The 22,191-nt window shown below is 38.9% G+C and carries 23 protein-coding genes; 9 read left to right on the top strand and 14 right to left on the bottom strand.

Features of this window, described 5'->3' with window-relative positions:
* Window positions 1-22: 22 nt before the first annotated feature.
* From glmM to rlmE, 4 genes are all read right to left on the bottom strand, one after another.
* Entirely contained in the window at window positions 23-1,372 is a 1,350-nt protein-coding gene (gene glmM, locus J8L73_RS02080; protein ID WP_210999289.1) for a phosphoglucosamine mutase, read from the bottom strand.
* Window positions 1,369-2,217, bottom strand: a complete 849-nt coding sequence (folP, locus tag J8L73_RS02075; protein WP_211014497.1) for a dihydropteroate synthase — start codon at window positions 2,215-2,217, stop codon at window positions 1,369-1,371. Before folP ends, glmM begins: the two co-directional genes overlap by 4 nt.
* An 80-nt stretch (window positions 2,218-2,297) precedes the next feature.
* Window positions 2,298-4,241, bottom strand: a complete 1,944-nt coding sequence (gene ftsH / locus J8L73_RS02070; protein ID WP_247659537.1) for an ATP-dependent zinc metalloprotease FtsH — start codon at window positions 4,239-4,241, stop codon at window positions 2,298-2,300.
* A gap of 66 nt (window positions 4,242-4,307) precedes the next feature.
* Complete coding sequence (rlmE, locus tag J8L73_RS02065) at window positions 4,308-4,937, bottom strand: 23S rRNA (uridine(2552)-2'-O)-methyltransferase RlmE (protein WP_058548437.1); 630 nt, start codon at window positions 4,935-4,937, stop codon at window positions 4,308-4,310.
* A gap of 88 nt (window positions 4,938-5,025) precedes the next feature.
* Here rlmE and yhbY point away from each other — a divergent pair, with 88 nt between their 5' ends.
* The gene (gene yhbY / locus J8L73_RS02060) at window positions 5,026-5,322 is read left to right on the top strand and encodes a ribosome assembly RNA-binding protein YhbY (protein WP_058548438.1); all 297 of its coding nucleotides are present in this window, start codon (window positions 5,026-5,028) and stop codon (window positions 5,320-5,322) included.
* Between the two features lie 81 nt (window positions 5,323-5,403).
* Here the strand turns inward: yhbY and J8L73_RS02055 are convergent, their stop codons facing one another.
* Window positions 5,404-5,913 carry a histidine phosphatase family protein gene (locus J8L73_RS02055; RefSeq protein ID WP_211014494.1) on the bottom strand — a complete coding sequence of 170 codons (510 nt, stop codon included), beginning with the start codon at window positions 5,911-5,913 and terminating at the stop codon, window positions 5,404-5,406.
* Window positions 5,910-7,064: a serine hydrolase domain-containing protein gene (locus J8L73_RS02050; RefSeq protein WP_211014491.1), complete on the bottom strand. Its 1,155-nt coding sequence runs from the start codon at window positions 7,062-7,064 to the stop codon at window positions 5,910-5,912. The genes J8L73_RS02055 and J8L73_RS02050 overlap by 4 nt, the downstream gene beginning before the upstream one ends.
* A 113-nt stretch (window positions 7,065-7,177) precedes the next feature.
* On the opposite strand from J8L73_RS02050, the gene J8L73_RS02045 reads away from it, so the two are divergent.
* The 6 genes from J8L73_RS02045 to J8L73_RS02020 all read left to right on the top strand — a co-directional run bounded on the left by J8L73_RS02045 (window position 7,178) and on the right by J8L73_RS02020 (window position 12,914).
* On the top strand, window positions 7,178-7,981 hold the full coding sequence (locus J8L73_RS02045) for a hypothetical protein (RefSeq protein WP_211014489.1): 804 nt from the start codon (window positions 7,178-7,180) through the stop codon (window positions 7,979-7,981).
* 180 nt (window positions 7,982-8,161) lie between these two features.
* A complete protein-coding gene (locus J8L73_RS02040; RefSeq protein ID WP_247659536.1) occupies window positions 8,162-8,944 on the top strand; it encodes a MipA/OmpV family protein in 783 nt (260 codons plus the stop codon).
* A complete protein-coding gene (locus J8L73_RS02035) occupies window positions 8,934-9,317 on the top strand; it encodes a DUF3019 domain-containing protein (RefSeq protein WP_211014486.1) in 384 nt (127 codons plus the stop codon). Before J8L73_RS02040 ends, J8L73_RS02035 begins: the two co-directional genes overlap by 11 nt.
* Window positions 9,318-9,341: 24 nt before the next feature.
* Window positions 9,342-10,049, top strand: coding sequence for a response regulator transcription factor (locus tag J8L73_RS02030; RefSeq protein WP_210999281.1), 708 nt, complete (start codon window positions 9,342-9,344; stop codon window positions 10,047-10,049).
* Window positions 10,050-10,061: 12 nt separating this feature from the next.
* The gene (locus tag J8L73_RS02025; protein ID WP_211014484.1) at window positions 10,062-11,354 is read left to right on the top strand and encodes an ATP-binding protein; all 1,293 of its coding nucleotides are present in this window, start codon (window positions 10,062-10,064) and stop codon (window positions 11,352-11,354) included.
* A 204-nt stretch (window positions 11,355-11,558) separates the two neighbouring features.
* Window positions 11,559-12,914 carry a sodium-dependent transporter gene (locus J8L73_RS02020; protein WP_211014482.1) on the top strand — a complete coding sequence of 452 codons (1,356 nt, stop codon included), beginning with the start codon at window positions 11,559-11,561 and terminating at the stop codon, window positions 12,912-12,914.
* Window positions 12,915-12,963: 49 nt separating this feature from the next.
* On the opposite strand, the gene J8L73_RS02015 is transcribed toward J8L73_RS02020, so the two are convergent.
* Together J8L73_RS02015 and J8L73_RS02010 are read right to left on the bottom strand one after the other, a co-directional pair.
* Window positions 12,964-13,410 (bottom strand): GNAT family N-acetyltransferase, encoded by a 447-nt coding sequence (locus J8L73_RS02015; protein ID WP_211014480.1) that lies wholly within the window; start codon window positions 13,408-13,410, stop codon window positions 12,964-12,966.
* 60 nt (window positions 13,411-13,470) lie between these two features.
* Window positions 13,471-14,214, bottom strand: coding sequence for a sporulation protein (locus tag J8L73_RS02010; RefSeq protein ID WP_211014478.1), 744 nt, complete (start codon window positions 14,212-14,214; stop codon window positions 13,471-13,473).
* A gap of 265 nt (window positions 14,215-14,479) precedes the next feature.
* Here J8L73_RS02010 and J8L73_RS02005 point away from each other — a divergent pair, with 265 nt between their 5' ends.
* Window positions 14,480-16,054 carry a cation:proton antiporter family protein gene (locus J8L73_RS02005; RefSeq protein WP_211014476.1) on the top strand — a complete coding sequence of 525 codons (1,575 nt, stop codon included), beginning with the start codon at window positions 14,480-14,482 and terminating at the stop codon, window positions 16,052-16,054.
* Between the two features lie 343 nt (window positions 16,055-16,397).
* On the top strand, window positions 16,398-16,613 hold the full coding sequence (locus J8L73_RS02000) for a DUF3820 family protein (RefSeq protein ID WP_211014475.1): 216 nt from the start codon (window positions 16,398-16,400) through the stop codon (window positions 16,611-16,613).
* A 96-nt stretch (window positions 16,614-16,709) separates the two neighbouring features.
* On the opposite strand, the gene J8L73_RS01995 is transcribed toward J8L73_RS02000, so the two are convergent.
* The 6 genes from J8L73_RS01995 to ilvY all read right to left on the bottom strand — a co-directional run bounded on the left by J8L73_RS01995 (window position 16,710) and on the right by ilvY (window position 22,144).
* Window positions 16,710-17,957 (bottom strand): ATP-binding protein, encoded by a 1,248-nt coding sequence (locus J8L73_RS01995; RefSeq protein ID WP_211014473.1) that lies wholly within the window; start codon window positions 17,955-17,957, stop codon window positions 16,710-16,712.
* A 25-nt stretch (window positions 17,958-17,982) separates the two neighbouring features.
* Window positions 17,983-18,675 carry a response regulator gene (locus J8L73_RS01990; protein ID WP_211014471.1) on the bottom strand — a complete coding sequence of 231 codons (693 nt, stop codon included), beginning with the start codon at window positions 18,673-18,675 and terminating at the stop codon, window positions 17,983-17,985.
* 14 nt (window positions 18,676-18,689) lie between these two features.
* Window positions 18,690-19,070: a DUF3019 domain-containing protein gene (locus J8L73_RS01985; protein ID WP_210999272.1), complete on the bottom strand. Its 381-nt coding sequence runs from the start codon at window positions 19,068-19,070 to the stop codon at window positions 18,690-18,692.
* Between the two features lies 1 nt (window position 19,071).
* Entirely contained in the window at window positions 19,072-19,881 is an 810-nt protein-coding gene (locus J8L73_RS01980; RefSeq protein WP_348771947.1) for a MipA/OmpV family protein, read from the bottom strand.
* Window positions 19,882-20,076: 195 nt separating this feature from the next.
* Complete coding sequence (locus J8L73_RS01975) at window positions 20,077-21,123, bottom strand: GGDEF domain-containing protein (RefSeq protein ID WP_211014468.1); 1,047 nt, start codon at window positions 21,121-21,123, stop codon at window positions 20,077-20,079.
* A gap of 115 nt (window positions 21,124-21,238) precedes the next feature.
* Window positions 21,239-22,144, bottom strand: coding sequence for an HTH-type transcriptional activator IlvY (ilvY, locus tag J8L73_RS01970; protein ID WP_138682668.1), 906 nt, complete (start codon window positions 22,142-22,144; stop codon window positions 21,239-21,241).
* Between the last annotated feature and the right edge of the window lie 47 nt (window positions 22,145-22,191).

The following is a 22,191-nucleotide window of genomic DNA, read 5'->3' as shown; positions in this document are numbered from 1 at the left end:
AAGTTACAAGAGGTTATTGTTATCAATCAGTTTGTTTGCTCATAGATTCGACAACTGCTGCAATTTTTTTAGCGCTGTCTAATACTATTTTTTCTTGTTCAGCTTCAACCATAACACGAACTACTGGCTCGGTACCTGATTTACGAAGTAAAACACGTCCTTTATCACCTAGAGTTTTTTCAACGTCTGCCACTGCATCGAGTACTTCGCTTGCTTTTGTAGGATCGGTACCGGGTGTATAACGCACATTGATCATCTTCATTGGGTACTTGGTAAAACCGGCACCTAAATCTTGTAATGTTCGATTTTGCGCAACCATAGCGGCAAGTACTTGAAGGCTTGAGATAATACCATCGCCGGTACTAATTAAGTCTAAATTTAAAACATGTCCTGAGCTCTCTCCGCCAATTTTCCAGCCTTTTTGTTGGAGCACTTCCATAACATAACGGTCGCCCACTTTACTGCGGGCAAAGTCTATACCTTTAGCTTTTAAGGCATTTTCAAGGCCCATATTAGACATAACGGTACCAACTACTCCACCGCCCAGTATATGATCATCTGCAGCTTGGCACGCTATAATATAAACCAAATCATCACCGTCAAATACACGGCCATTATGATCGACCATCATTACACGATCGCCATCACCATCATAGGCAATGCCCACATCGGCTTTGTGCTCTAGTACTTTACGTTTTAATGTATCTACATGCGTTGCACCACATTCGTGATTAATATTAACCCCATTAGGTTCACAAGCATGAGTAATAACCTCAGCACCAAGCTCTCGCATTACTGAAGGTGCAATATGATAGGTTGCGCCATTTGCGCAATCTAAAACAATTTTAAGTCCCTCTAGTGAAAGGCCTTGAGGAAACTGGCTTTTACAAAACTCAATATAACGCCCATCAGCGCTAACTAAGCGTGATGCTTTACCAAGCTTGTCAGATGCAACACACGTCATCTGTTCATCGAGCATCGCTTCTATCTCAAGCTCAACAGCATCATCAAGTTTTAAGCCTTGACCATTAAAAAACTTAATACCATTATCGTAATAAGGGTTATGCGAAGCACTAATAACAATGCCCGCTTCAGCTCTAAATGTTTGTGCTAAATATGCAACTGCGGGAGTTGGCATTGGGCCAAGCAATACCACATCAATACCTGCAGCAATAAGGCCTGCTTCTAATGCGGTTTCAAGCATATAACCAGAAATACGCGTATCCTTACCTATAATTACTTTTTTGGTGCCACTTTGTGATAATACTCGTCCTGCAGCCCAACCTAATTTCATTGCAAATTCAGGGTTTATTGGAGCTGTACCGACTAAACCACGTACGCCGTCAGTGCCAAAATATTTTCTTTCTTTCATTGTGTAATTCCTTTATCGCACGCTTGATATACACCTAGTACATCTGCGGTTTCTTTTACATCGTGTACACGAATAATTTTTGCGCCATTTTGCGCAGCTATTAATGCACCAGCTAAGCTACCTGCAAGGCGCTCACTAGTGTCTCTATTTAATAAATTACCTATCATCGACTTACGCGATAAACCAGCTAGTAAGGGTAAGCCAAATTTATTAAAGTCATTAAACTGGGCCAATATTTGATAATTATGGCTCAATGTTTTTCCAAATCCGAACCCAGGGTCAAGAATAAGCTGCTCTCGCTTAATCCCGGCTGTTTCACATTCGCTAATACGCTGAGTAAAAAAAGTATTTATGTCTAAAAATAAATCATCGTAATGTGGAGCTGATTGCATACTTCGAGGTTGCCCTTGCATGTGCATCAAACAAATAGCCACATCGCTGTGTTTTGCTGCAACCTCTAATGCGCCCTCTTCTTGAAGTGCTCTTACATCATTTATAATATCGGCGCCAGCTAATAAAGCTTGCTCCATTACCTTTGCTTTACTTGTATCTATAGAAATAATACAGTCACTATGCTCCCGAATGGCTTTAATGGCGGGAATGACGCGAGCAAGTTCATCTTCAAGAGATACCTCAGGGGCACCAGGGCGGGTGGATTCACCACCTATATCAATTATTTGTGCGCCATCATTTAACAATTGCATAGCTTGATTGAGTGCTATTACGGGGTCTATAAACTGCCCTCCATCAGAAAAAGAATCTGGTGTGACATTTAGTATTCCCATAATCACTGGGGTTTCTAGGCTGAGCTTACGGCCTCTTGGAAGCTTTAATACGGTAGTCATCGCCAACCTTTTATTCTTATTTCTAAATAGTTGATACAAAAAAGCCCCGAAGTACGGGGCTTTCATAACTATTTTAACGATTATTCAGCTTTGTCATCAAGGTTTGTTTCATCTTTTTTTGATGAATCATCTGGTTTTTGAGTTTCTTCAATAACCGGCTCTTGTGGTGCTTGGGCTTTTTCAGGCTTAGCTTCGTGACGGTCATGTGCATCGCGAGGTTCGCGAACTGGCTGACGCGCCATTAAATCATCAATTTGTTTAGCATCGATAGTTTCATATTTCATCAGTGCGTCTTTCATCGAGTGAAGAATATCAATATTTTCTTTTAATATATCTTCTGCTCGTTGATAGTTGCGATCTGAGAACAAACGAACTTCAGCATCAATTACTTTAGCCGTATCATCCGACATGTTCGATGCACGACTACCGCCGCCACCCATATACATTTCGTTTTGATCTTCAGCGTAGAGTAATGGGCCCAGCTTTTCACTTAAACCCCAATGCGTCACCATTTTACGTGCAATATCAGTTGCGCGCTCAATATCGTTACTTGCACCGGTTGTTACTTTGTCTGCACCATAAATAAGTGCTTCAGCAATACGGCCACCATAAAGGCTTGAAATCATAGACTCTAAAAGCTCTTTAGAGTGGCTAACACGGTCTTGCTCTGGCAAGTACATTGTTACACCTAACGCGCGACCACGTGGAATAATAGATACCTTATAAACAGGGTCGTGCTCTGGCACCAAACGGCCAACAATTGCGTGGCCAGCTTCGTGGTAAGCCGTCATTTCTTTTTCTTGCTCGCTCATCACCATGGTTTTGCGCTCTGCGCCCATCATGATTTTATCTTTAGCAGCATCAAACTCAGCCATATTGACAACACGTTTATTACCACGTGCTGCGTAAAGAGCGGCTTCGTTTACTAAGTTTGCTAAATCTGCACCTGAAAAACCAGGTGTACCGCGTGCAATAACAGCCGCTTCTACATTGTCGCCTAATGGTACTTTACGCATGTGAACTTTAAGTATTTGTTCACGGCCGCGAATATCTGGTAAACCTACTTCTACTTGGCGGTCAAAACGACCTGGGCGAAGTAACGCAGGGTCAAGTACGTCTGGACGGTTAGTCGCAGCAATAACAATTATACCTTCGTTACCACCAAAACCATCCATCTCTACTAGCATTTGGTTTAACGTTTGTTCGCGCTCATCGTTACCGCCGCCCATACCTGCGCCACGTTTACGACCAACGGCATCAATTTCATCTATAAAGATAATACAAGGCGCTGCTTTTTTAGCTTGTTCGAACATATCACGAACACGTGATGCACCCACACCAACAAACATCTCAACAAAGTCAGAACCTGAAATTGTGAAAAATGGTACTTTTGCTTCACCTGCCACCGCTTTCGCTAGCAACGTTTTACCTGTACCTGGAGGACCAACCATGAGTACACCCTTAGGTATACTGCCGCCTAGCTTTTGAAATTTCGATGGGTCGCGTAAAAAATCTACCAATTCGGTAACATCTTCTTTTGCTTCATCACACCCAGCTACATCAGCAAAGGTTGTTTTAATCTGATCTTCGCTCATTAAGCGCGCTTTGCTCTTACCGAACGACATCGCACCTTTGCCGCCCCCGCCTTGCATTTGACGCATGAAGAATATCCATACACCAATAAGCAGTATCATCGGGAACCAAGAAATAAATATACTTGCTAAAAATGATTGCTCTTCAGGTTGAACACCTTTCACATTTACATCATTTTTAAGCAAATCATTTATTAAGTCTTCATCATACATTGGCATTGTTGTTTGAAAACGTTCGCCACTGTTTTTAGTGCCCGTAATACTGCCTGTACCACGGTCAATGACTACTTCTTGTAAAGAACCACTACGTACATCCTTTACAAATTGAGTGTAACTTGTTTGACGATCAACTTGATCGCCGCCATTAAAGCTCTGAAAGACTGACATCAGCACAACTGCAATCACCAGCCATAGTATTAAATTTTTCGCCATATCGCTCAAGGGGTTAACCTCTTGTATCCAATTAATTTAAATTCAACTAAACGCCAAGCAACTGTACTACAGTTTGTATCCAGTCGCTACTATATAAACTTCCCGAGAACGGGCACGTGAGGCATCAGGTTTGCGTATTTTCACTGCTTTAAAACTATTACGTACATCCTGCAAGTATTGATCAAAGCCTTCACCTTGGAAAACCTTAACAATAAATGCGCCATTTTTCTTTAAAACTTGATTACACATATCTAGCGCGAGTTCCACTAAATACATGCTACCAGCTTGATCTACCGAGTTATTGCCACTCATATTTGGTGCCATGTCAGAGAGTACCACATCAACATTTTTACCATCAATGCGTTTTAACAATGCATTGAGTACTGCCTCTTCACGAAAGTCACCTTGTAAAAAGTCAACGCCCGCCAGTGAGTCCATAGGTAATATATCACACGCAACAACTTGGCCTTTGTCACCCACTTTTTCAGCCAAATATTGAGACCAACTACCAGGAGCGGCCCCTAAGTCGACCACGGTCATACCCGGGCGAAGTAGCTTATCTCTATTTTGTACTTCATCTAATTTAAAAACCGCTCTTGAACGCCAGCCTTTTTTTTGCGCTTCTTGAACATATTTATCATCAAAATGTTCTTTCAGCCAACGCTGTGAACTGGCTGACTGTTTTTTATTTGTCATAAATTAACACGCAACTAATTAGTAATATTCTTTAGATGGCGTTAGAATACCCTTAATTCAAGCCATATTCAGCAAAATTTGTATAAACATGACATTATCAAACAAACAAAAGCAGTTTTTAAAAGGTCAGGCGCATAGCCTTAAGCCTGTAGTTTTACTAGGTTCTAACGGTTTAACAGAAGGCGTAGTAGTCGAAATTCAAAGTGCATTAGAAATTCACGAATTAATTAAAGTGAAAGTACCCACTGACGATCGTGAAACTAAAGCATTAATTTTTGATGCTATTATTCGTGAAACCGGCGCGACTAAGCTACAAACAATTGGTCACACTATTGTGCTTTACCGCCAAAGTGTTGAGAAAAAAATCCAATTACCACGTAACTAATTAATCCTATTTAAAGGATTTAGTACGTTTAATTAAAAAAACCAGCTTAATGCTGGTTTTTTGTTATTTAATTAATACAAATTAGAAGTTCATTTTGTGCTCGGCAACAGAGTATTCATTGGTATTTTGATTTACACTTTTACTTAATAAAAAATAACGTGAAAATTCACTCTCACTCATTGGTGTTATTGTTTCATTTGAAAGTAGCGCCGCTAATCGCGGTGTTGTATTGCTGTGCCCTATAACTATCACTACTCCGTTAAGCTTAAGTAGTTCATCTTTAAAAGCAGGTAACTCTCTTGCGTCGTAAGTACTAATTTGCTCATTAAAATGCTCACTCAATGGTTTTGCACTTTGAAGAGTTCGTTTGTAATTACTACTGTAAATGTGAACCTTTTTATATTTTTTTAATAAAGTAACCAAATGACTAGCACGTAATTTTCCGGCATCAGAAAGATCTGGGTTTTTACCTGCTAACTTTTCACTGTGACGAAATAAATATATTTCATCAGGTACTACTAACACTAAAAAGCTATTTAATAAGGTAACTAAAGAAATTACACCCGTAAGTAAAATACGTTTGTATTTCATATTTTTTCACCTCGTTTATATTCAAGTACTCGGTCAATAAACTCCGTAGTTAACTCGTTAATCACTCCGGTTTCAGCATTAACTATCAAGCTAAAGCCAATATTTAAATGAGGGAATACAACTACATCACTTCTGTACCCTTGCACCCAACCACTATGATAATAAAGCGTTTCTTTTGCGTAATCGTAAATCCGCCAGCCTAGCCCGTAATACGCATTATTTACGTGTTTTTTCCATACTCGGCGATATCTTTCTTTTTTTGTATAAGTATAAGGGCGAGTTTGTTTTGCAAGAGCGTCTAAAGATAATACATCTGGGTATGAGCCTAACTGTGCTTTTAACCAAATAGCCATGTCGCTAGCGCTCGCGTTTACACCTGCGGCGGGGCCAACTTTATAATAGTTTTTTTTAAGCTTGGCGCTATACCAACGCTTCGTCCCTCTGACGTGCGGTAATGCAAAGTTTTTATCTTCAACCATAGCGTCAAAACCTAAACTTGCGTCACTCATTTTTAAAGGGTCGAAAATAGCTTCTCTTAGCCACTGTGCATAATTTTTATGAGTGCTTTGTAATATCACATCATCAATGAGACTAAACATGACATTTTGATAGCCATAGCACTCTCCTGGTTTACAGATAGGTTTTACTGTAAGCAGTTTTTGTACAATATCGGGGTAATCCATTCGAGATTCAATCAAGTTATCGTAAGCATTTGGTACTAAACCACTAGAATGACTAAGTAAATGAAACACCTTTAAATCGTCTTTATAAACGGTATTTTTTAAATCGCTTAAATAGTCACTTACTGGTTTATCTAATTCAAGTAGCCCCTCATTTGCAAGCTTAGCCGATAAGGAACCTGCAAATGTTTTAGACACTGACGCAAGTCTAAATCGAGTGTGTTTATTAACCTTTTGGCCATTACGTATTTTTGTAACACCCATAGTATGAATATAATCCGCATTATTTATATTAACGATAGAAAGAGCGGCACCAGGTATGCCTTTGTTCTTTAGTTTTTTTTGTGCGTAACGACCATACTTTTTTACAAATGCATCCCAGTTAGGGTCTGCTTTTGCTGAAAAACTCACAGCACTAAACAGTAAACACAGAGCAGATAGGCAATACAATAAAGGGTTGAGATACTTCATTTTTTACAATTTTTATCTTTTTAACTACATCTGCGTAGATAATATCATGAAGTTTTGTTTGGACTAACGTACAATACGACGAATATTTGGCTTTTAGTGAGTGTTTTGTACTTATGCGTTTTTTAGTTGTATCACTTTTTACTTTATTATCAACAGGTTGTGCCCTTACGAAGCAATCAGCCGAACCTTTGCCTATGCCATTAAAGCCAACATTAAAAAGTCAGTCGTATCAGCTTGAGTACACCACCGAGCATGCATCGCCAAAAGTGAAGTCTGTACAGCTACCGGCACATAAAGTACTAAGAAACCAAACAGTTAAAATCATTACCGATAAAGCAAGTGTAACTGATAAGTTACTTTCGCAAATTGGCCAAGCACTTAACGACAAACAATTAAAAGTAACGACTAAAAATAATAGCGACTACACGCTCACTATCCAGCAGTTAGACTTAACATTTACTGACGACACTAAGTACGCTATAAAGCAACCTGAAAACCCTTACCCTATCTATGCAAATGTTGCTCAGCAATACCCAGCTCAACAATGCGCTACAATATTTGCACAAGTTAGCATGCGCCTAACACACAAATCGTCTGGTGATGTTGTATGGTTTGCAAAATCATCAATAGACAGTGCAAGTTTTCATCGTGAACCATTAGTTTATAATTTTAGTGAAGAGCAAAAGATTACTAATGAGCTTGAAATTGCTTCGTTTATTCACCAGCAAAATACAGATGAAGCACGTATAGCAAGGTTTGGAAAAGACATACAAATTCCTCAGTACAAAACGCTTTCTAAGTTATCAAACCTTACAAAATTAAGCGGCCCGTGTAATAGAACAGAAGTAAGTGCATTAACACCTATGATGCAGTTTTACCTAAGCAGTATATTAATCGATAAAATTAAAGTGCAGTAAATTTAAGCCGCCTTAAGATCACGCTTACTACATTTTTTTACAGATTAAAGGAACGCCTTAACAATATACTACGCTTAATAACAAATAATAATTAGGCCCCTAGGGATGAGAAACACTTTGCTTAACCATACTTTTTTGAGCATCACATTGCTTTTTTGCTGCATGTTTAGCACTTCGAGTATGGCAAGTAATCGCTATTATGCCGATAACACGCTTGAGCCAACTCAAGGTTTTGCGTGGGACTGGAGTGCCGGCGCTGGATTTTATATTGAAGACTCTTACCTTGTTGGGATTGATTCTTACGATAAAGGTGTCGAACTTGACCTCAGCCTTGCGATTTCTTACGACAGATTTTACCTTGATTTTGATCATAACCAGCTAAGCGGCGGCCTTGTTGTCGGTTACAGCCTTATCGATAAATTTGATTGGGGCCTAGATATTTTGGGTACTAATACTCAAGCCGGTTTTAGCGAAAAAGGCCTTGGATTTTATAACAATGGCGTTATTGAAGAGCTCCAAGGAATAAAAAAGCGTAATTACGATTTTGACGTAGGTCTTAGATTAACCCGCAGATTTGAAAACTCACAGTTCTCCTTTGAATACCTTCATGATGTATCAGGTGCCCACAATGGCTGGGTAATAAACAGTTTTTTTAGCCAAATATTACCATGGCGAAATTGGGAGTTTAGATCAGGAGTAGGTATTAGCGCCTACTCCGCTGACTTCACTAATTATTATTTTGGTATAGATAGCGATGAAGCCACCAGCATTCGTCCTGTATATAGCACTCATACCAGCACCAGTATTATATTTGAGTTTCATGCAGAATACCCCTTGAGTCGTGACTGGGTATTTTTAGCAGGTTGGCTCACTACATGGTTTTCAAAAGAAATTGACGACAGCCCAATTATTTCCCAAGGATATCAACATAAAGCCAAGGTAGGCCTACGTTATGTATTTTAGATGGATCTGTGTATTACTGATCTTCCCAAGCCCTTGGCTTTTACAAGCACAAGAGCCACCCGAAGCACTTATCGCATTGCCCGATACTTGCGTTGCGTTGCGCGAAGGCCGTAATTGCTATGCTGATATTACACTAACATGGGAGCAACCTGTAATTGGTAATTACTGCCTGCGTGATGCAACATCAAAGTACATAATGCAATGTTGGCTCAAACAGCAAAATGGTAGCTTTAATTATGCTTTTGACTCACAGCAAAGCATTTCATTTGAACTATTTGATAGCAATACAGCTAAAGTTATCAGCACAGCAGAAGTAAAGCTACAATGGGTTTATCAAAACAGACAAAAAAAACGTCGCTGGCGACTATTTTAATACCACTTGTTTTAAGGATATTTTATGGATAACTACGGCACCATTTTGCTTGTTGAAGACGATGTATCGCTTGCCCAGTGGGTAGCTGAGTATTTAACAGAGCAAGGCTATACAACCCATGTTTGTCATCGGGGAGACGAAGTTGTCAGCCAAGTAAAAACATTAAACCCTACTATAGTGCTGCTAGATATTATGCTTCCAGGACAAGATGGCATTAGTGTTTGCAGAGAGCTTCGCAGTTTTTATAGCGCACCGATTATAATGCTCACCGCCCGCGATGAAGAAATGGATGAAGTCATAGGCCTCGAAGTTGGTGCAAGCGATTACATTATGAAACCTGTTCGCCCACGAGCCTTGTTAGCACGGATTAAAGCAGCGCTGCGTCAAAACAATGAAACTAGTACGCCACAGGTTAACGAAAGCCTTATTCAAGTCGGTGCGCTTAGCATTAATACCGAATCAAGAAATGTAACCCTTAACGAGCAAGATATAAACATATCAAGCGCCGAGTATCTCTTACTGCATTACCTAGCAAGTAATGCGGGGCAAGTTGTATCACGCGATGCTGTATTTAAAGCGACGAAAGGTAGAGAGTACGACGGACTTGATAGAAGTGTTGATGTACTTATTTCTGCACTTCGCAAAAAATTTAATGATGACCCTCAAAACCCAGAAAAAATAAAAACTATTTGGGGCCGTGGTTATTTACTTGTTTCTACTGCATGGCAATAAAGTGATAAATAAATGAAAAAGTTTTATATATCACTCCTAGGCAGTGCACTGTTATCTATTGTGGTTTTAGGCTGGCTTATTGATGCATTTAGTCAGCGCGCACATACACCACAGGATGAGTTTAGCCAACAAAGTAAAATGATTACTGGCTTTAGTAAGCAGCTCGCCAACATTCCCACACCAGAGCGCAGCAGCTATGTAAAACAACTCGCCCAAGAGTTTGATATTTTAATTGATTACAAACCTAACGACTCGCTAGCCTTACCGCCATCACTATTATTGCAAATGCACACCCCTGATGGTCTTATTTTAGAAGACCAGCAAGGCTTTTATATGCTTTACAGCAGTGAAATACTAAACCCTTTTCATTTATCTATGCGCTTAGATAAACACTCTGATAGCGAGCAACGTAATGACATAATGCTAACATTGCTATTTTATGCAGGCTTATGTGTATTTATGGGCTTTATTATTGCCCCTTTAGCAAAACGTTTAACTGTATTAAACGAAGCTGCCAAAAAATTTGCATCCGGTAACGTTCAAGCCCGTATAAAAGTGTCGCACTTTACTTATATAAAAGATGTTGAGCTCACCTTTAATCGCATGGCGAGTCAGATAGAAAAGCTCGTCGCCGAAAATAAATTAATGGCCTCCAGCTTATCTCACGATATACGCACTCCTATAGCCTGCCTTCGATTTGGATTAGATGCCGCGCTTGATAGCCATGATGAGCATAAAATAAAGCAATATTTAGCACGTATGGAAAACGATCTGGATCATATGGAGTCTATGCTGAGCAGTTATTTAGCATTTGCAACACTTGAGCAAAATGCTAATAAACTAACCTACTCTTCAACAAATATTAAACCATACCTTGAAGATATTTTAGTGCAGCTAGCACCTAAGCTTGAATCGCAAATGTTAAGTGTGCAGCTTAACAGTAGCGACGATTTAATAAGTGCCGATCTTCATTGGCTTGCACGTGCCATTACAAACTTATTAACGAATGCCTGTGATTTTGCGAGTCAATATATTTACTTAAGCGCAAAATTACACGAGCAACAACTTATAATTACCGTAGAAGATGATGGGCCGGGAATCGCCCGTGAAAACTTTAATAATGTATTTAGCCCATTTTTTAGAGAAGAAGATCACCGCAATAGAGCCGATAAAAGTTATGGTCTTGGTTTAGCCATAGTTGCCAAAGTAGCTGATTGGCATCACGGTAGTGTTAAAGTCACTAAAAGTAATCAACTAGGTGGGGCTTGTTTTACCCTCACTATTGCTCAGCATCACAACCCGTAAAGCAATAGTTATAGAGTAAAGTTAACAATTATTAAACAAAATCAACTCGTTATTTTAAACGACTCGATAACAATAAATAAAACTGATGGTTAATACATACACTCGACTTATTAAATTGTGCTAAATCAGCAAATAAGCACTTTTTATTTATTTACATTTCCAGTAGATTGTCAGCGCCGTCACACAACAGAGAAGTACAATAATATGAGCGCAGTTAGAGGCGAGTTTAGCTCTCGCTTTGGTTTTATTATGGCCGCCGCCGGTTCTGCCGTTGGTTTGGGTAATATATGGGGATTCCCTACACAAACAGCAAGTAACGGCGGCGCTGCATTTTTAGTCGCTTATTTAGTGCTTGCTTTCTTTTTAGCCTACCCTGCTTTGATGGCTGAGCTGATGATTGGTCGTCACGGTCAAGCCAATGCAGTGTCATCACTTAAAAAAATATCAAGTAAAGCTTGGCAAAAGCGTTTTGCTTTTACTGTTGGTTTTGGTGGTATTTTATGTGCAGGCTTCATTTTAAGCTTTTACGCTATTGTTGCAGGCTGGATGCTCAGTGCTACCGCTGAACCTATAGCTACCTTAGTTGGCGCCGACACAGCATCAACATGGCTAAGCGAGCAGTCACTTACTCGAAACATTATATTTACACTGGTATTTATTGCTTTAACCGTCGCTATTATCAGTCGAGGCGTAGAAAACGGCATCGAAAAATGGTCTAAACGATTAATGCCCGCCCTGTTAGGTATTTTATTTGCACTTATTGCCTATGTAATGACACAAGATGGCGCTATGGAAGGTTTAAAAGCGTATTTAGTTCCAGACTTTTCATCTATTTTTGACGCACAGTTATTAGTAAGTGCACTTGGCCAAGCCTTCTTCTCTTTATCGCTAGGCACTAGTGTAATGATTATTTATGGCTCATATATTAGCAAAAAAGAGAACCTGGTTTCTTTAGGTGCTTATGTAACGCTTATTGATGTATTTATCGCTTTTGTTGCAGGCTTACTGATCATCCCAGCAATGTACGTAGCACAAGCACAAGGTGTTGAAATATTCTCAGCATCAACAGGTAAATTACTCTCTGAAGATACATTGGTGTTTCAAGTACTTCCCGCTTTATTTAACGGTATGGGCGGCGTAGGCTTATTTGTAGGCTTTGCATTTTTTGCGCTAATGAGTATTGCTGCGTTAACCTCATCTATTTCAATGTTAGAAGCGCCTGTGTCATACACTGTTGAGCGTTTTGCGATGAAACGCGTTCAAGCAACGTGGTTAATCGGTGCACTCATTGCAATCGTTAGTATTACCATAGTTTGTAACCTTGGTAGCTTGTTTGGTTTAGTGATCACCTTAACAACGAAAGTAGCACAACCATTGCTTGGCCTAATGTGCTGTATTTTTGTTGGCTGGATTTGGTATAGAGGCTCATTACTTAAAGCAATTCAAGAAGGGAACCCGGAGGTTCATAACACTTTATTTTGGAAAGTATGGCCTTGGTACACTAAGTTTATATGTCCGCTGGCCATAGGCATGGTGTTTTTACACTCTTTGCTAAGCTAAACTTAAAATATAAAAGCTCACATTTGTGAGCTTTTATATTTGTACTGATTTATAACACTTTTAAAATCATATCTTGATGGGCAATTCCATCTTCTAAGTATTCATTACCGTAATCTTCAAAGCCAAAAGAGCGATAAAACTCAAGTAAGTAAGTTTGAGCACCAATATAAATATCACGCTTTGGCCAGTGTGTCTTACAACAATTTATAGCCTCGTTAACAAGCAACGTAGCCAGCCCTTTTCCTCGCGCACTTTCACTGACAAGTACACGCCCTATTGCACTGTAGTGCTTATTTTTTTCGTAGCAACGCGCATAGCTCTGTAACTGATCATTATAAAGTGTATATAAGTGTTTAGTATTCGCAGCAACATCTACATCATCTAACTCGGGATAAGCGCATTGTTGCTCTACTACAAATACATCAATACGCCCACGAATTATTGTAAAAAGAGTACGAGAGTCAAGAGAGTCAAACGGTTCACATTTAAACGTCATATAAAATCCTGTAACAAAAAACCCAGCCTTAGCTGGGTTTTACTAAACTACGCTATACTATCAAGTAAATAAGCGCTCTAGTTGGTCGCACAACTGCGACAAATTAACATGGTCATGCTCTATAGTTAAATCTATATAACCATCGCTTCTAAAGGCTCTATCAAGCTCTATCAGCACATGTGTTTTGTGTGCCTCAGGAACAAACGATAGCTCAATTTCTTGCAGCCCAAATAAACTGCGACTATTTGGTTTGTATTCAAGTTCTTGATAACAGCCCGACAGAGACTGAAAAGTAGATGCACGTAAATGACCCTTTTCAACATCCGCTTTCATCAAGCTGAATCCTAATTTATCCATTGCCTGCATACATGTTTTAACAGCTTCATTAGGATAAATGTGTAAATGGTCTTTATCAGTAGGATCAAGTGCTAAATCAATATCTAAACCTGTTTCAATCCATACATGAGATTGATTGTAACCTGCGTTAATTTCAGTAATTGGTGTTTCAGGGTGAAGGCGAGCTTCAAAAGGAATGCTTTTTACTTCACCAGGTTCAATAGTACCTATGTCAGTAATGCGCCACTGATCGATTACATGATTGGTAAAATAATCCCCATCATCACCGGCCACTTTTACGCGGGTCATTAATAGTAAGTCTAAACCTGCAATCTCTTGACTTACATCACCCGCTGTAATAACTATTTGCGCGTTAAAAAGCTGACCTGGTTGTAAGTGCTCAGTTTCTAAAATAGTGTCTACTTTAGCAGCACCAATACCCACTGATGCTAAAATCTTTTTAAACATATATTTCTCCTTAAGCTGAGCGGCTGTATTTCTGCCCATGCTTAAACTTCTTCGTTAAAGCATCTTAACCATATTTGAAAGCCAATGTCAGTGAAAAAGTGTTATTTACATGCTATTTACGATTAAACACGTGTTTAATGTGTATTTTTTATACGTCACTGAGCAAGTAATTGATTAAATGCGCTCATTTTTAGCACTGTTTTTATTTTCAATGGTATAAATTTTTCGTTACACTGCAATCCCAAATGAAGTGATATTAAGAATTATGGAACTAATCTATTTTGCCGCCGCATTTGTATGTGGCTTTGGCGTTTATCAGCTGAAACTTCCTCCACTAATTGGCTTTTTATTAGCTGGTTTTGCTTTAAATTTATCAGGCTACAAAAGTACAGAACTCCTCGACACGATTGCGGCACTTGGCGTAACACTTCTTCTTTTTAGTATTGGCTTAAAACTTAAAGTACACAGCTTAGTAAAACCCCAGGTATGGGCGCCTGCGACCTTACATATAATTTTTAGTAGCGCATTATTTAGTGGCTTTATGCTATTACTTGGTGTGTTTGCAGTACCTATGTTTGTTGAGCTAAGCTGGCAAAGTGCTTTACTAGTTGGCTTTGCGCTTAGCTTTTCAAGCACAGTTTTTGCAGTAAAAGTACTTGAAGAGCGCGGAGAAATGGCAAGCTTACACGGTAAAATAGCCATTGGTATTTTGGTAATGCAAGATATCTTCGCGGTTATATTTTTAGCAATAAGCACAGGGAAAGTACCAAACTTATGGGCTATTGCTTTAATAATTGCGCTGCCTTTACTTAGACCCTTAATGTACGGCGTATTAAATCGCTCAAAGCATGGTGAACTACTTCCTTTATTTGGGTTCTTTTTTGCTCTGGTTGCTGGCTATCATGCTTTTGAATTTGCAGGTCTAAAAGGCGATTTAGGTGCACTAATAATCGGAATGATGTTTGCCCCACATAAAAAAGCGGGCGAGCTATCAAAGTCGTTACTCAACTTAAAAGATATATTACTGGTTGGATTTTTCTTAAGTATTGGCTTAAATGCAGAGCTTACGAGTAACTCTTTAATCGTTGCGATACTACTTATTTTGGTATTGCCAATTAAAGCTGCCCTTTATTATGTGTTTACTAATTTATTTAAGCTGCGTGCACGCACCTCTTTACTTACTACATTTAGCTTATCTAACTATAGCGAATTTGGCTTAATTGTATGTGCTGTGGCAGCAACTACCGGTATGATCACCTCTGAGTGGCTGGCAGTAATGGCAATTGCAGTGTCTATTACGTTCGTCATCGCCTCGCCTTTAAATAAACGCTCAAACGAGTTGTACGTGAAAATAGAGCACTGGCTATTAAAGATTGAAAGTAAAACACGCTTAGCAGAAGAGCTGCCGGTTAATCTAAATAACACTAAAATAGTTATTTTTGGGATGGGCCGTATAGGTACCGGTGCGTATGAAACAATAAATGCCACGCACCCAAATGTTGTAGCGGGTATTGATATAAAACCAGAGGTGGTAGACAAACACGTTAAAAGAGGACGAAATGTACTCATTGCGGATGCAACAGACCCAGATTTTTGGCAACGAGTAAACCACTCGAATGTTCAAATGGTTATGCTTGCAATGCCAAAGCATATGCAAAATATTTTTGCATTAGAGCAACTTCTGGCTTCTGGCTATAAAGGCCAAGTTACCGCCATTGCAAACTACCCTGATCAGCAAAAAGAACTTGAAGAAATGGGTGTACACTCTACCTATAACTTTTACTTAGAAGCTGGTAGTGGTTTCGCTGAACACGTTAAGCAAGAGCTATTTAACGACTAAATCGTCTTTGATAACGATAACTAATAACAAAGAATGTAGTTCTTTGTTATTAGTTTTAAAATAAAAACTCATTCTATTTACATTCCTTTACAAGCCTACTCACCACGGCAATAAAAAACAGGTAGACTAGCCGTGTTGGTTAAATAAGAACCCATGTTAAAAATAATAACGTAATTAGACTTCAACTAATTAGCGTCATACAGGGGTTATATTGACCAATATAAATTCTTATATCAGAGGGCCTACTCCCTCGCTCAATAGGCTGTTTCTTGCCCGTCACAGCCTATTTTATCTCTCTAAAATCCCTTACACTTAGCTACACATAAATATTTAAGTTATCTATATGGATCCAAAACAACTCAAAATAGCAATCAACACAATAATGCCTTTTGGAAAATATGCAGGCCGTCCTTTATTGTTGCTACCCGAGCCCTATTTGGTTTGGTTTAAGCAGCAAGGATTCCCCGATACAAGACTCGGTGGCCAATTAGCGATGATGTACGAAGTAAAATTAAATGGGCTTGAGCAAATGCTGATGCCGTTGCTTGAAAAAAAATAAATTAATCGAGAACTTTTTTGAAGGTAGTCGGTCTATTTAATTGCTACTTGTTGATTTTGGTTTTTAACCACAAAAAATGCGCCTCTCGGCGCTTTTTTATGCCTTGGATTTAAGCGGTAAACATACAATAAATTTAGCACCCCCTAAGGCTGAACTTTCTACTTTACATTCACCTTGGTGCCAATGAATAATTTTAGCGACTATAGCAAGCCCTAAGCCAAAACCGCCAGTGTCCTTTGCTCTACTCTTATCTAATCGGGTAAAGGGTTTGAATACGTTTTCTCGCTCACTGGGAGTGACCCCCTCTCCATCGTCTTCAACGATAAGTAAAATATGATTTTTTTCAGTTAAAAGAGAAATCTTAACCTGTGAATACGTATACTTTAACGCATTTCCTATTAAGTTTTGTAAAGCTCGCAACATAAAGTGGCTATCACAGTCGTAATAAAATTTATCAGGAAAGTCTGTAGAAAGATTTATCTGCGTTCCAAAGTTTAGCTTTTCAACAACTGTTTTTATCAAACCCACTATATCGCAATTTACTGACTTAATGCTTGGTTGCTGTGAGTCTAAACGTGCGTACTCAAGCATCTCAGAAACTAAAGCTTCAAGCTCGCTAATATCGGTTTGCATATTTGCCAGGTACTTCACACCCTTTTCATCAAGTAGCTGCTCTTGCAGCATAACAACGGCAAACTTTAAACGCGCCAATGGCGTTCTAAATTCATGCGATACAGAAGAAGTAAGCTCTTGTTGCGCGCTAAGTAAAAACTCAATACGCTGCTGCATTACTTTTAGTGTATCGGTAATTGGCAAAAAAAATGATTTTGATGTGTCATTCAAATCAAAGTCTTGTAAGCCTTCAACCGCTTCACAGGCTTTACTTAGTTTTGTAAAGTCGCGCCACAGTAAAAAACTCCAAAGTCCTACCGGTATTCCAACAATCACGAGCAATAATAAATAGGGCCAAACAGATGATGCTTCTGGCGTTAGAACACCTACAGGCCCAACTTGCAGTAATGTATTATTGCCAAGCTCTACATACCAGACAATACGCTGCTGTTTATCGTACAAATATAGGTAATGATCTTGTCTAAGCTGTGTTTGTTGCTTTTGAGGAAGTATTAAATCGCGTCTGGCAATAACTTTACTTTCAAAGTTATGCTTAAGCCGTTGAAGACCGTTGGGGGTTTGTGAGAGCAACCAAAGCGATTGCCCAAACTCGTCATCTAATAGAACTTGCTGCTGCGACTCTTCATAGGGCCACAGCTGCTCAATAACACCACTTACAACAAATAATGAAACAATGATATATAAGTATAAGCTGGTAAACAGTTTTCCCATTAAAGCCGATTAACCTTAAATAGTGCTAGAGATCCCACGCATCAGAAACAAATAAATAACCTTGTCCCCATACAGTTTTTATACGATAAGGCTTATCGCTATTATCGCCTAATTTTTTTCTAATTCGTGATACGCGCACATCAACTGTTCTATCAAGACCATCGTATTGACGCCCTATCATATGTTGATGAACATGTTCTCGGCTCAGTACTTCGCCTGCATTTGAGGCAAGTAGCCATAATAGCTCAAACTCATGTGAGGTTAATACTATTTCAGAATCACTTAACTTTACAATACGACTTGTTTTATCAATCACTAAATCGCCAAATTGAAGCTCTTCACTTGCCTTTACAACCGTTTGTCCACGACGAAGCAATGCATTAACGCGAGCCAGAAGTACACGAGGCTCTGCTGGTTTTATTACATAATCATCTGCGCCGAGCTCTAAGCCTAGTACTTGGTCAAAATCTTCACCTTTAGCAGTCAGCATTAAAATGGGTAAAGTAAACTTGTCTCTTACTTGGCGACAAACGCTAAAACCATCTTTACCTGGCAGCATTACGTCTAATATCATTAAATCAGGAGTGTTATTTTCTAAGTAGTCAAACACTTCGTCACCACGATCTAATACATCGACTTCTAGGCCATTATGTTCAAGGTAATCTTTTGTTAGTTGCTGTAAACCGAGATCATCTTCAACAAGTAAAATTTTTGGCATTTGTTGCTCCTAAATTAAAAAAAGCTCCACGGAGAGCGAAGCCTACGCCTATTTTTTTTAGCATGGGCGCTTTGTACTTCAATTTGTGTTGTTGCTATTAACACACCCGTATGAGGATTGATTAAGGAGTATATGGTCTCTACCTGAACACGCGCTTTATAATTAAATTGCCCAGAACGTTGCTGCTGCCAGCACTGCAGCTGCTCATCTTGTTGATACAAACACACATCACTAGAGGCATGTAACTGCCAGTTAAACTGTAAATCAAGATCGCAAAATTCTTGTTGCTCAGAAACAACACAAACTTTGGGGGAAACGCTAAGATCAGCGGTTTGTGCCATACTAAAACCACTAAACAAAGTGATAATAAACACAACTAATATTGAATACTTCATATTAAAAAGTACGGTCAAATCCTATAAAAGCAGTCATTGAATAAGTGCGTTCAAAAAGCGGACTGCTATCCATAGCCGAATAGTCATAATATGCTACATGAAAACGAAGAGAGTCAGCCTTACTCAGTGGCCAACGGGCGTCGATTTTAGCATAAGGTTGCCAACTACTACCAACGTCTATTTTACCAAATTGAGTTTCACCGTCTTTAAGTCCATAAAAGTAGTTATTTAGTTCAGAAGATTTGTAATTTATTCCAAGGGAGGGTTTAATTTTAAGCTGCCCAAACAGAGTATGGTACTGCCATTGCAGCGCACCACGGACACCGGAGTACACATCGGTTACATCATGTAGCGCTTGGACAGAAAATACATGTTCTTCATTTACATAATGATATGCCAGTCCAGCATCAAGAGCTAGCTTGCGTTTATGTAGGGTATTTATATTTACAGAGCGCGCTTCATTTTCCTGTTCTATCACCTGTTGAGTTTTAAACGCACTATTTTGTAGTGTCAAAATATTTTTGGGATGCCAGTCAATAAAAAAGCGAGACTCAGTATTTAATTCAGTTACTAAATTAAGATGATGTTTTGGGGTTTGTATAAATGAGTAACCAAGGCGACCGTTATCAAAAAACCATTGTTTTGCATAAAAAGCAACTTGAGGAATTACCACCAACGGAATGTTATCCCCACCGTGTAACGGGTTCGTTATTACACCTACCCCCGCACTTAAACTTAAATGCCACTGGTTGGTTAATATGCTTTGCTCTGTAAATTCATCAGCGTGATTACTATCTTGTGTAGCACACACTGAAAAGCAGCTAAACAGCAAGCTAAAGCACAAAGCTGTAATTAATAAAAAGAAGTACCGCATTAGCGTAAATCAAAATATAAAAGTAAGTAAGTTCCTCATACTAGCAAGGTCTTTTAAAACTAGCTCTAGTTGGTTACAATCATTCACAATTTATATACACAAATGTTAATTTTCAGGTTTAAAAAGATAAGATTAAATATCGGGGGCTATTTCAATACGGTTGCGTCCATGAGTTTTAGCTATATATAGCGCTCTATCTGCGCGCTCTACTAATACAGCGCTATTTGTAAACGGACGTAATATAGCTAATCCAAAACTGGCCGAAATGGCACGTTTAGTTGTAACATCATGCTTTTTACGAATCGTTAGTTTTGCAATCTCTAAACGAATACGATCTGCAAACGCTATAATATCGTTAATCGTGTCAAAGTACGCTGTAATACAAAACTCTTCCCCGCCATACCTATACACTTTGGCTGTATCAATTGAGTTTTCTCTTACCTTTTTAGCTACCAACTTGAGTACTTCGTCACCCTTTTGATGACCAAAGTCATCGTTAAAGCGCTTAAAGTGATCAATATCAAACATAATAAGTACAGCAAGCGAGCTTTCTTGTTCTTGCTCTGAATATTGACGACAAAAATGTATAATGTCGGTATCAAACTTACCTCTATTATAAAAACCGGTAAGTGTATCTTTATCAGCAGCTTCTTTTGAAATATTTAACGCTTCTTTTAAATCCTTAATTTCATTATATGCAACGGCTAGTTTCGTTTGAAACTCACGCGCATAATCTTGCATAGCAATAGACTCATCAGTTAGCCGCTCTACACACCCTAATATTTCATTATATGAGCTTACATCTGTAAGCATGTTTAATTCATTTTGAGAGTCGACGAGGCTGGTAGTAAAACTTTTAGAATGATCGAGCGTTATACTTATATCTTGCTGAACTTGCTCCATAGTTGTATGGAACTTTTCTGTCATTTCTTGAAAAAAAGCCAAATCGTCTTGCGTTAGATGCTTATCAAAAATCTCTTTAGCTTTATCTTGAGAACAGGTTTGTTGCTGCTCAATAACCTGATCTAACTCAGCATTAAGAGAAGGGTTATTCCCTTGAATATAGCAGTACCAAATTGCGTAATTAATGGGAGTAACCGGCATACGGTACTTTACCATTAATGGAATAGCCTTTTTAAGGCATTGGGCAGAATGAGCAAGTGACACTGCTTGGTTCATAGATAAACTCTCATGCGGCATTGTTTTTTTTATTAGTGCTCAATGTTAAGTAATAGTAAACCGTTAAGCAACCACTATTCATACTATTTACTTAACTAGTTTTTTTCAGGGTATATTAAATAGCTTTTGCGTCTAAAGTTTGCGCTATATTCCATAACGCACTGATAGCTGGGTCGTTTAGTTCTTTTTTTAATACCGCTAAACCTATATCAAACCCCTCAGGCACTTGCATTTTAGGTGTCAAAATTTGCACTTTGTCTTGTAGCGGGCTGTTATCAAGCACTATTTTAGGAACCATTGCCACGCCAAAACCTAGGCTTACCATAGAAACCATAGCTTCGTGTCCTGCAACTTGTGCATATATTTTTCCGTGAATATTATTTTTACGCCACCATTGCTCTAACCTTTGTCTTGCAAAGCCTTGCTCTGGCACTATAAATTCAAGATCTGACCAATCTGTTATTTCATTATTTTGTATCAATTTTTCACTAAGCGGGCATTGAATTTTTGGGCCTATTAATACAAGTGGAGAGTAACCAATATCTACAAATGCAATTTGCGCGGGTAACTTACTTGGTTTAGCAGCAATTGCCATTAATTCATGTCCATCAAGCACCCTATTAATAGCTAACGCTGGGTCGCCCGTGTTTAAGGTTATTTCTATATATTGGTGTTGCGCTCGCAGTTGTTCCAATATTTGGTGTAAAAAACTATACGAAGCAGTCACTGAGCAAAATATACTTACTTTGCCATAAATGTGTTGAGTTGGGTCCTGTGCGTTAGCCTTAAAACGTTGCCAACTTGCAAGCGTTGCTGTTGCGTAATCAATAAACGACTCCCCTTCGCGCGTTAACTTTACACTTCTGTTATCTCGTAAAAATAATGCAACCCCCACTTCTTCCTCTAACTGCTTTATATTACGACTTAATGTAGGTGCACTTATATGACAAAGCTCGCTTGCGCGGGCAAAGTGTAATGTTTTAGCCAGGGCTAAAAAATAGTTTAAGTGTTTATGGTCCATATCATGCTCTATGTTTCATATTATGAAATACTTTAATTCAAATATAT

This window comes from Pseudoalteromonas sp. MMG006 (assembly GCF_018101025.1).
Lineage (GTDB): Bacteria > Pseudomonadota > Gammaproteobacteria > Enterobacterales > Alteromonadaceae > Pseudoalteromonas.
Note: the sequence above shows the minus strand (reverse complement) of the source record. Positions and strands in the feature narration are given on the sequence as shown.

Excerpts from the sequence above, each read along its gene's own strand:
- glmM (WP_210999289.1), bottom strand. The coding sequence starts at position 1,372 with ATGAAAGAAAGAAAATATTTTGGCACTGACGGCGTACGTGGTTTAGTC.
- folP (WP_211014497.1), bottom strand. The coding sequence starts at position 2,217 with ATGACTACCGTATTAAAGCTTCCAAGAGGCCGTAAGCTCAGCCTAGAA.
- ftsH (WP_247659537.1), bottom strand. The coding sequence starts at position 4,241 with ATGGCGAAAAATTTAATACTATGGCTGGTGATTGCAGTTGTGCTGATG.
- rlmE (WP_058548437.1), bottom strand. The coding sequence starts at position 4,937 with ATGACAAATAAAAAACAGTCAGCCAGTTCACAGCGTTGGCTGAAAGAA.
- yhbY (WP_058548438.1), top strand. The coding sequence starts at position 5,026 with ATGACATTATCAAACAAACAAAAGCAGTTTTTAAAAGGTCAGGCGCAT.
- J8L73_RS02055 (WP_211014494.1), bottom strand. The coding sequence starts at position 5,913 with ATGAAATACAAACGTATTTTACTTACGGGTGTAATTTCTTTAGTTACC.
- J8L73_RS02050 (WP_211014491.1), bottom strand. The coding sequence starts at position 7,064 with ATGAAGTATCTCAACCCTTTATTGTATTGCCTATCTGCTCTGTGTTTA.
- J8L73_RS02045 (WP_211014489.1), top strand. The coding sequence starts at position 7,178 with ATGCGTTTTTTAGTTGTATCACTTTTTACTTTATTATCAACAGGTTGT.
- J8L73_RS02040 (WP_247659536.1), top strand. The coding sequence starts at position 8,162 with ATGGCAAGTAATCGCTATTATGCCGATAACACGCTTGAGCCAACTCAA.
- J8L73_RS02035 (WP_211014486.1), top strand. The coding sequence starts at position 8,934 with ATGTATTTTAGATGGATCTGTGTATTACTGATCTTCCCAAGCCCTTGG.
- J8L73_RS02030 (WP_210999281.1), top strand. The coding sequence starts at position 9,342 with ATGGATAACTACGGCACCATTTTGCTTGTTGAAGACGATGTATCGCTT.
- J8L73_RS02025 (WP_211014484.1), top strand. The coding sequence starts at position 10,062 with ATGAAAAAGTTTTATATATCACTCCTAGGCAGTGCACTGTTATCTATT.
- J8L73_RS02020 (WP_211014482.1), top strand. The coding sequence starts at position 11,559 with ATGAGCGCAGTTAGAGGCGAGTTTAGCTCTCGCTTTGGTTTTATTATG.
- J8L73_RS02015 (WP_211014480.1), bottom strand. The coding sequence starts at position 13,410 with ATGACGTTTAAATGTGAACCGTTTGACTCTCTTGACTCTCGTACTCTT.
- J8L73_RS02010 (WP_211014478.1), bottom strand. The coding sequence starts at position 14,214 with ATGTTTAAAAAGATTTTAGCATCAGTGGGTATTGGTGCTGCTAAAGTA.
- J8L73_RS02005 (WP_211014476.1), top strand. The coding sequence starts at position 14,480 with ATGGAACTAATCTATTTTGCCGCCGCATTTGTATGTGGCTTTGGCGTT.
- J8L73_RS02000 (WP_211014475.1), top strand. The coding sequence starts at position 16,398 with ATGGATCCAAAACAACTCAAAATAGCAATCAACACAATAATGCCTTTT.
- J8L73_RS01995 (WP_211014473.1), bottom strand. The coding sequence starts at position 17,957 with ATGGGAAAACTGTTTACCAGCTTATACTTATATATCATTGTTTCATTA.
- J8L73_RS01990 (WP_211014471.1), bottom strand. The coding sequence starts at position 18,675 with ATGCCAAAAATTTTACTTGTTGAAGATGATCTCGGTTTACAGCAACTA.
- J8L73_RS01985 (WP_210999272.1), bottom strand. The coding sequence starts at position 19,070 with ATGAAGTATTCAATATTAGTTGTGTTTATTATCACTTTGTTTAGTGGT.
- J8L73_RS01975 (WP_211014468.1), bottom strand. The coding sequence starts at position 21,123 with ATGAACCAAGCAGTGTCACTTGCTCATTCTGCCCAATGCCTTAAAAAG.
- ilvY (WP_138682668.1), bottom strand. The coding sequence starts at position 22,144 with ATGGACCATAAACACTTAAACTATTTTTTAGCCCTGGCTAAAACATTA.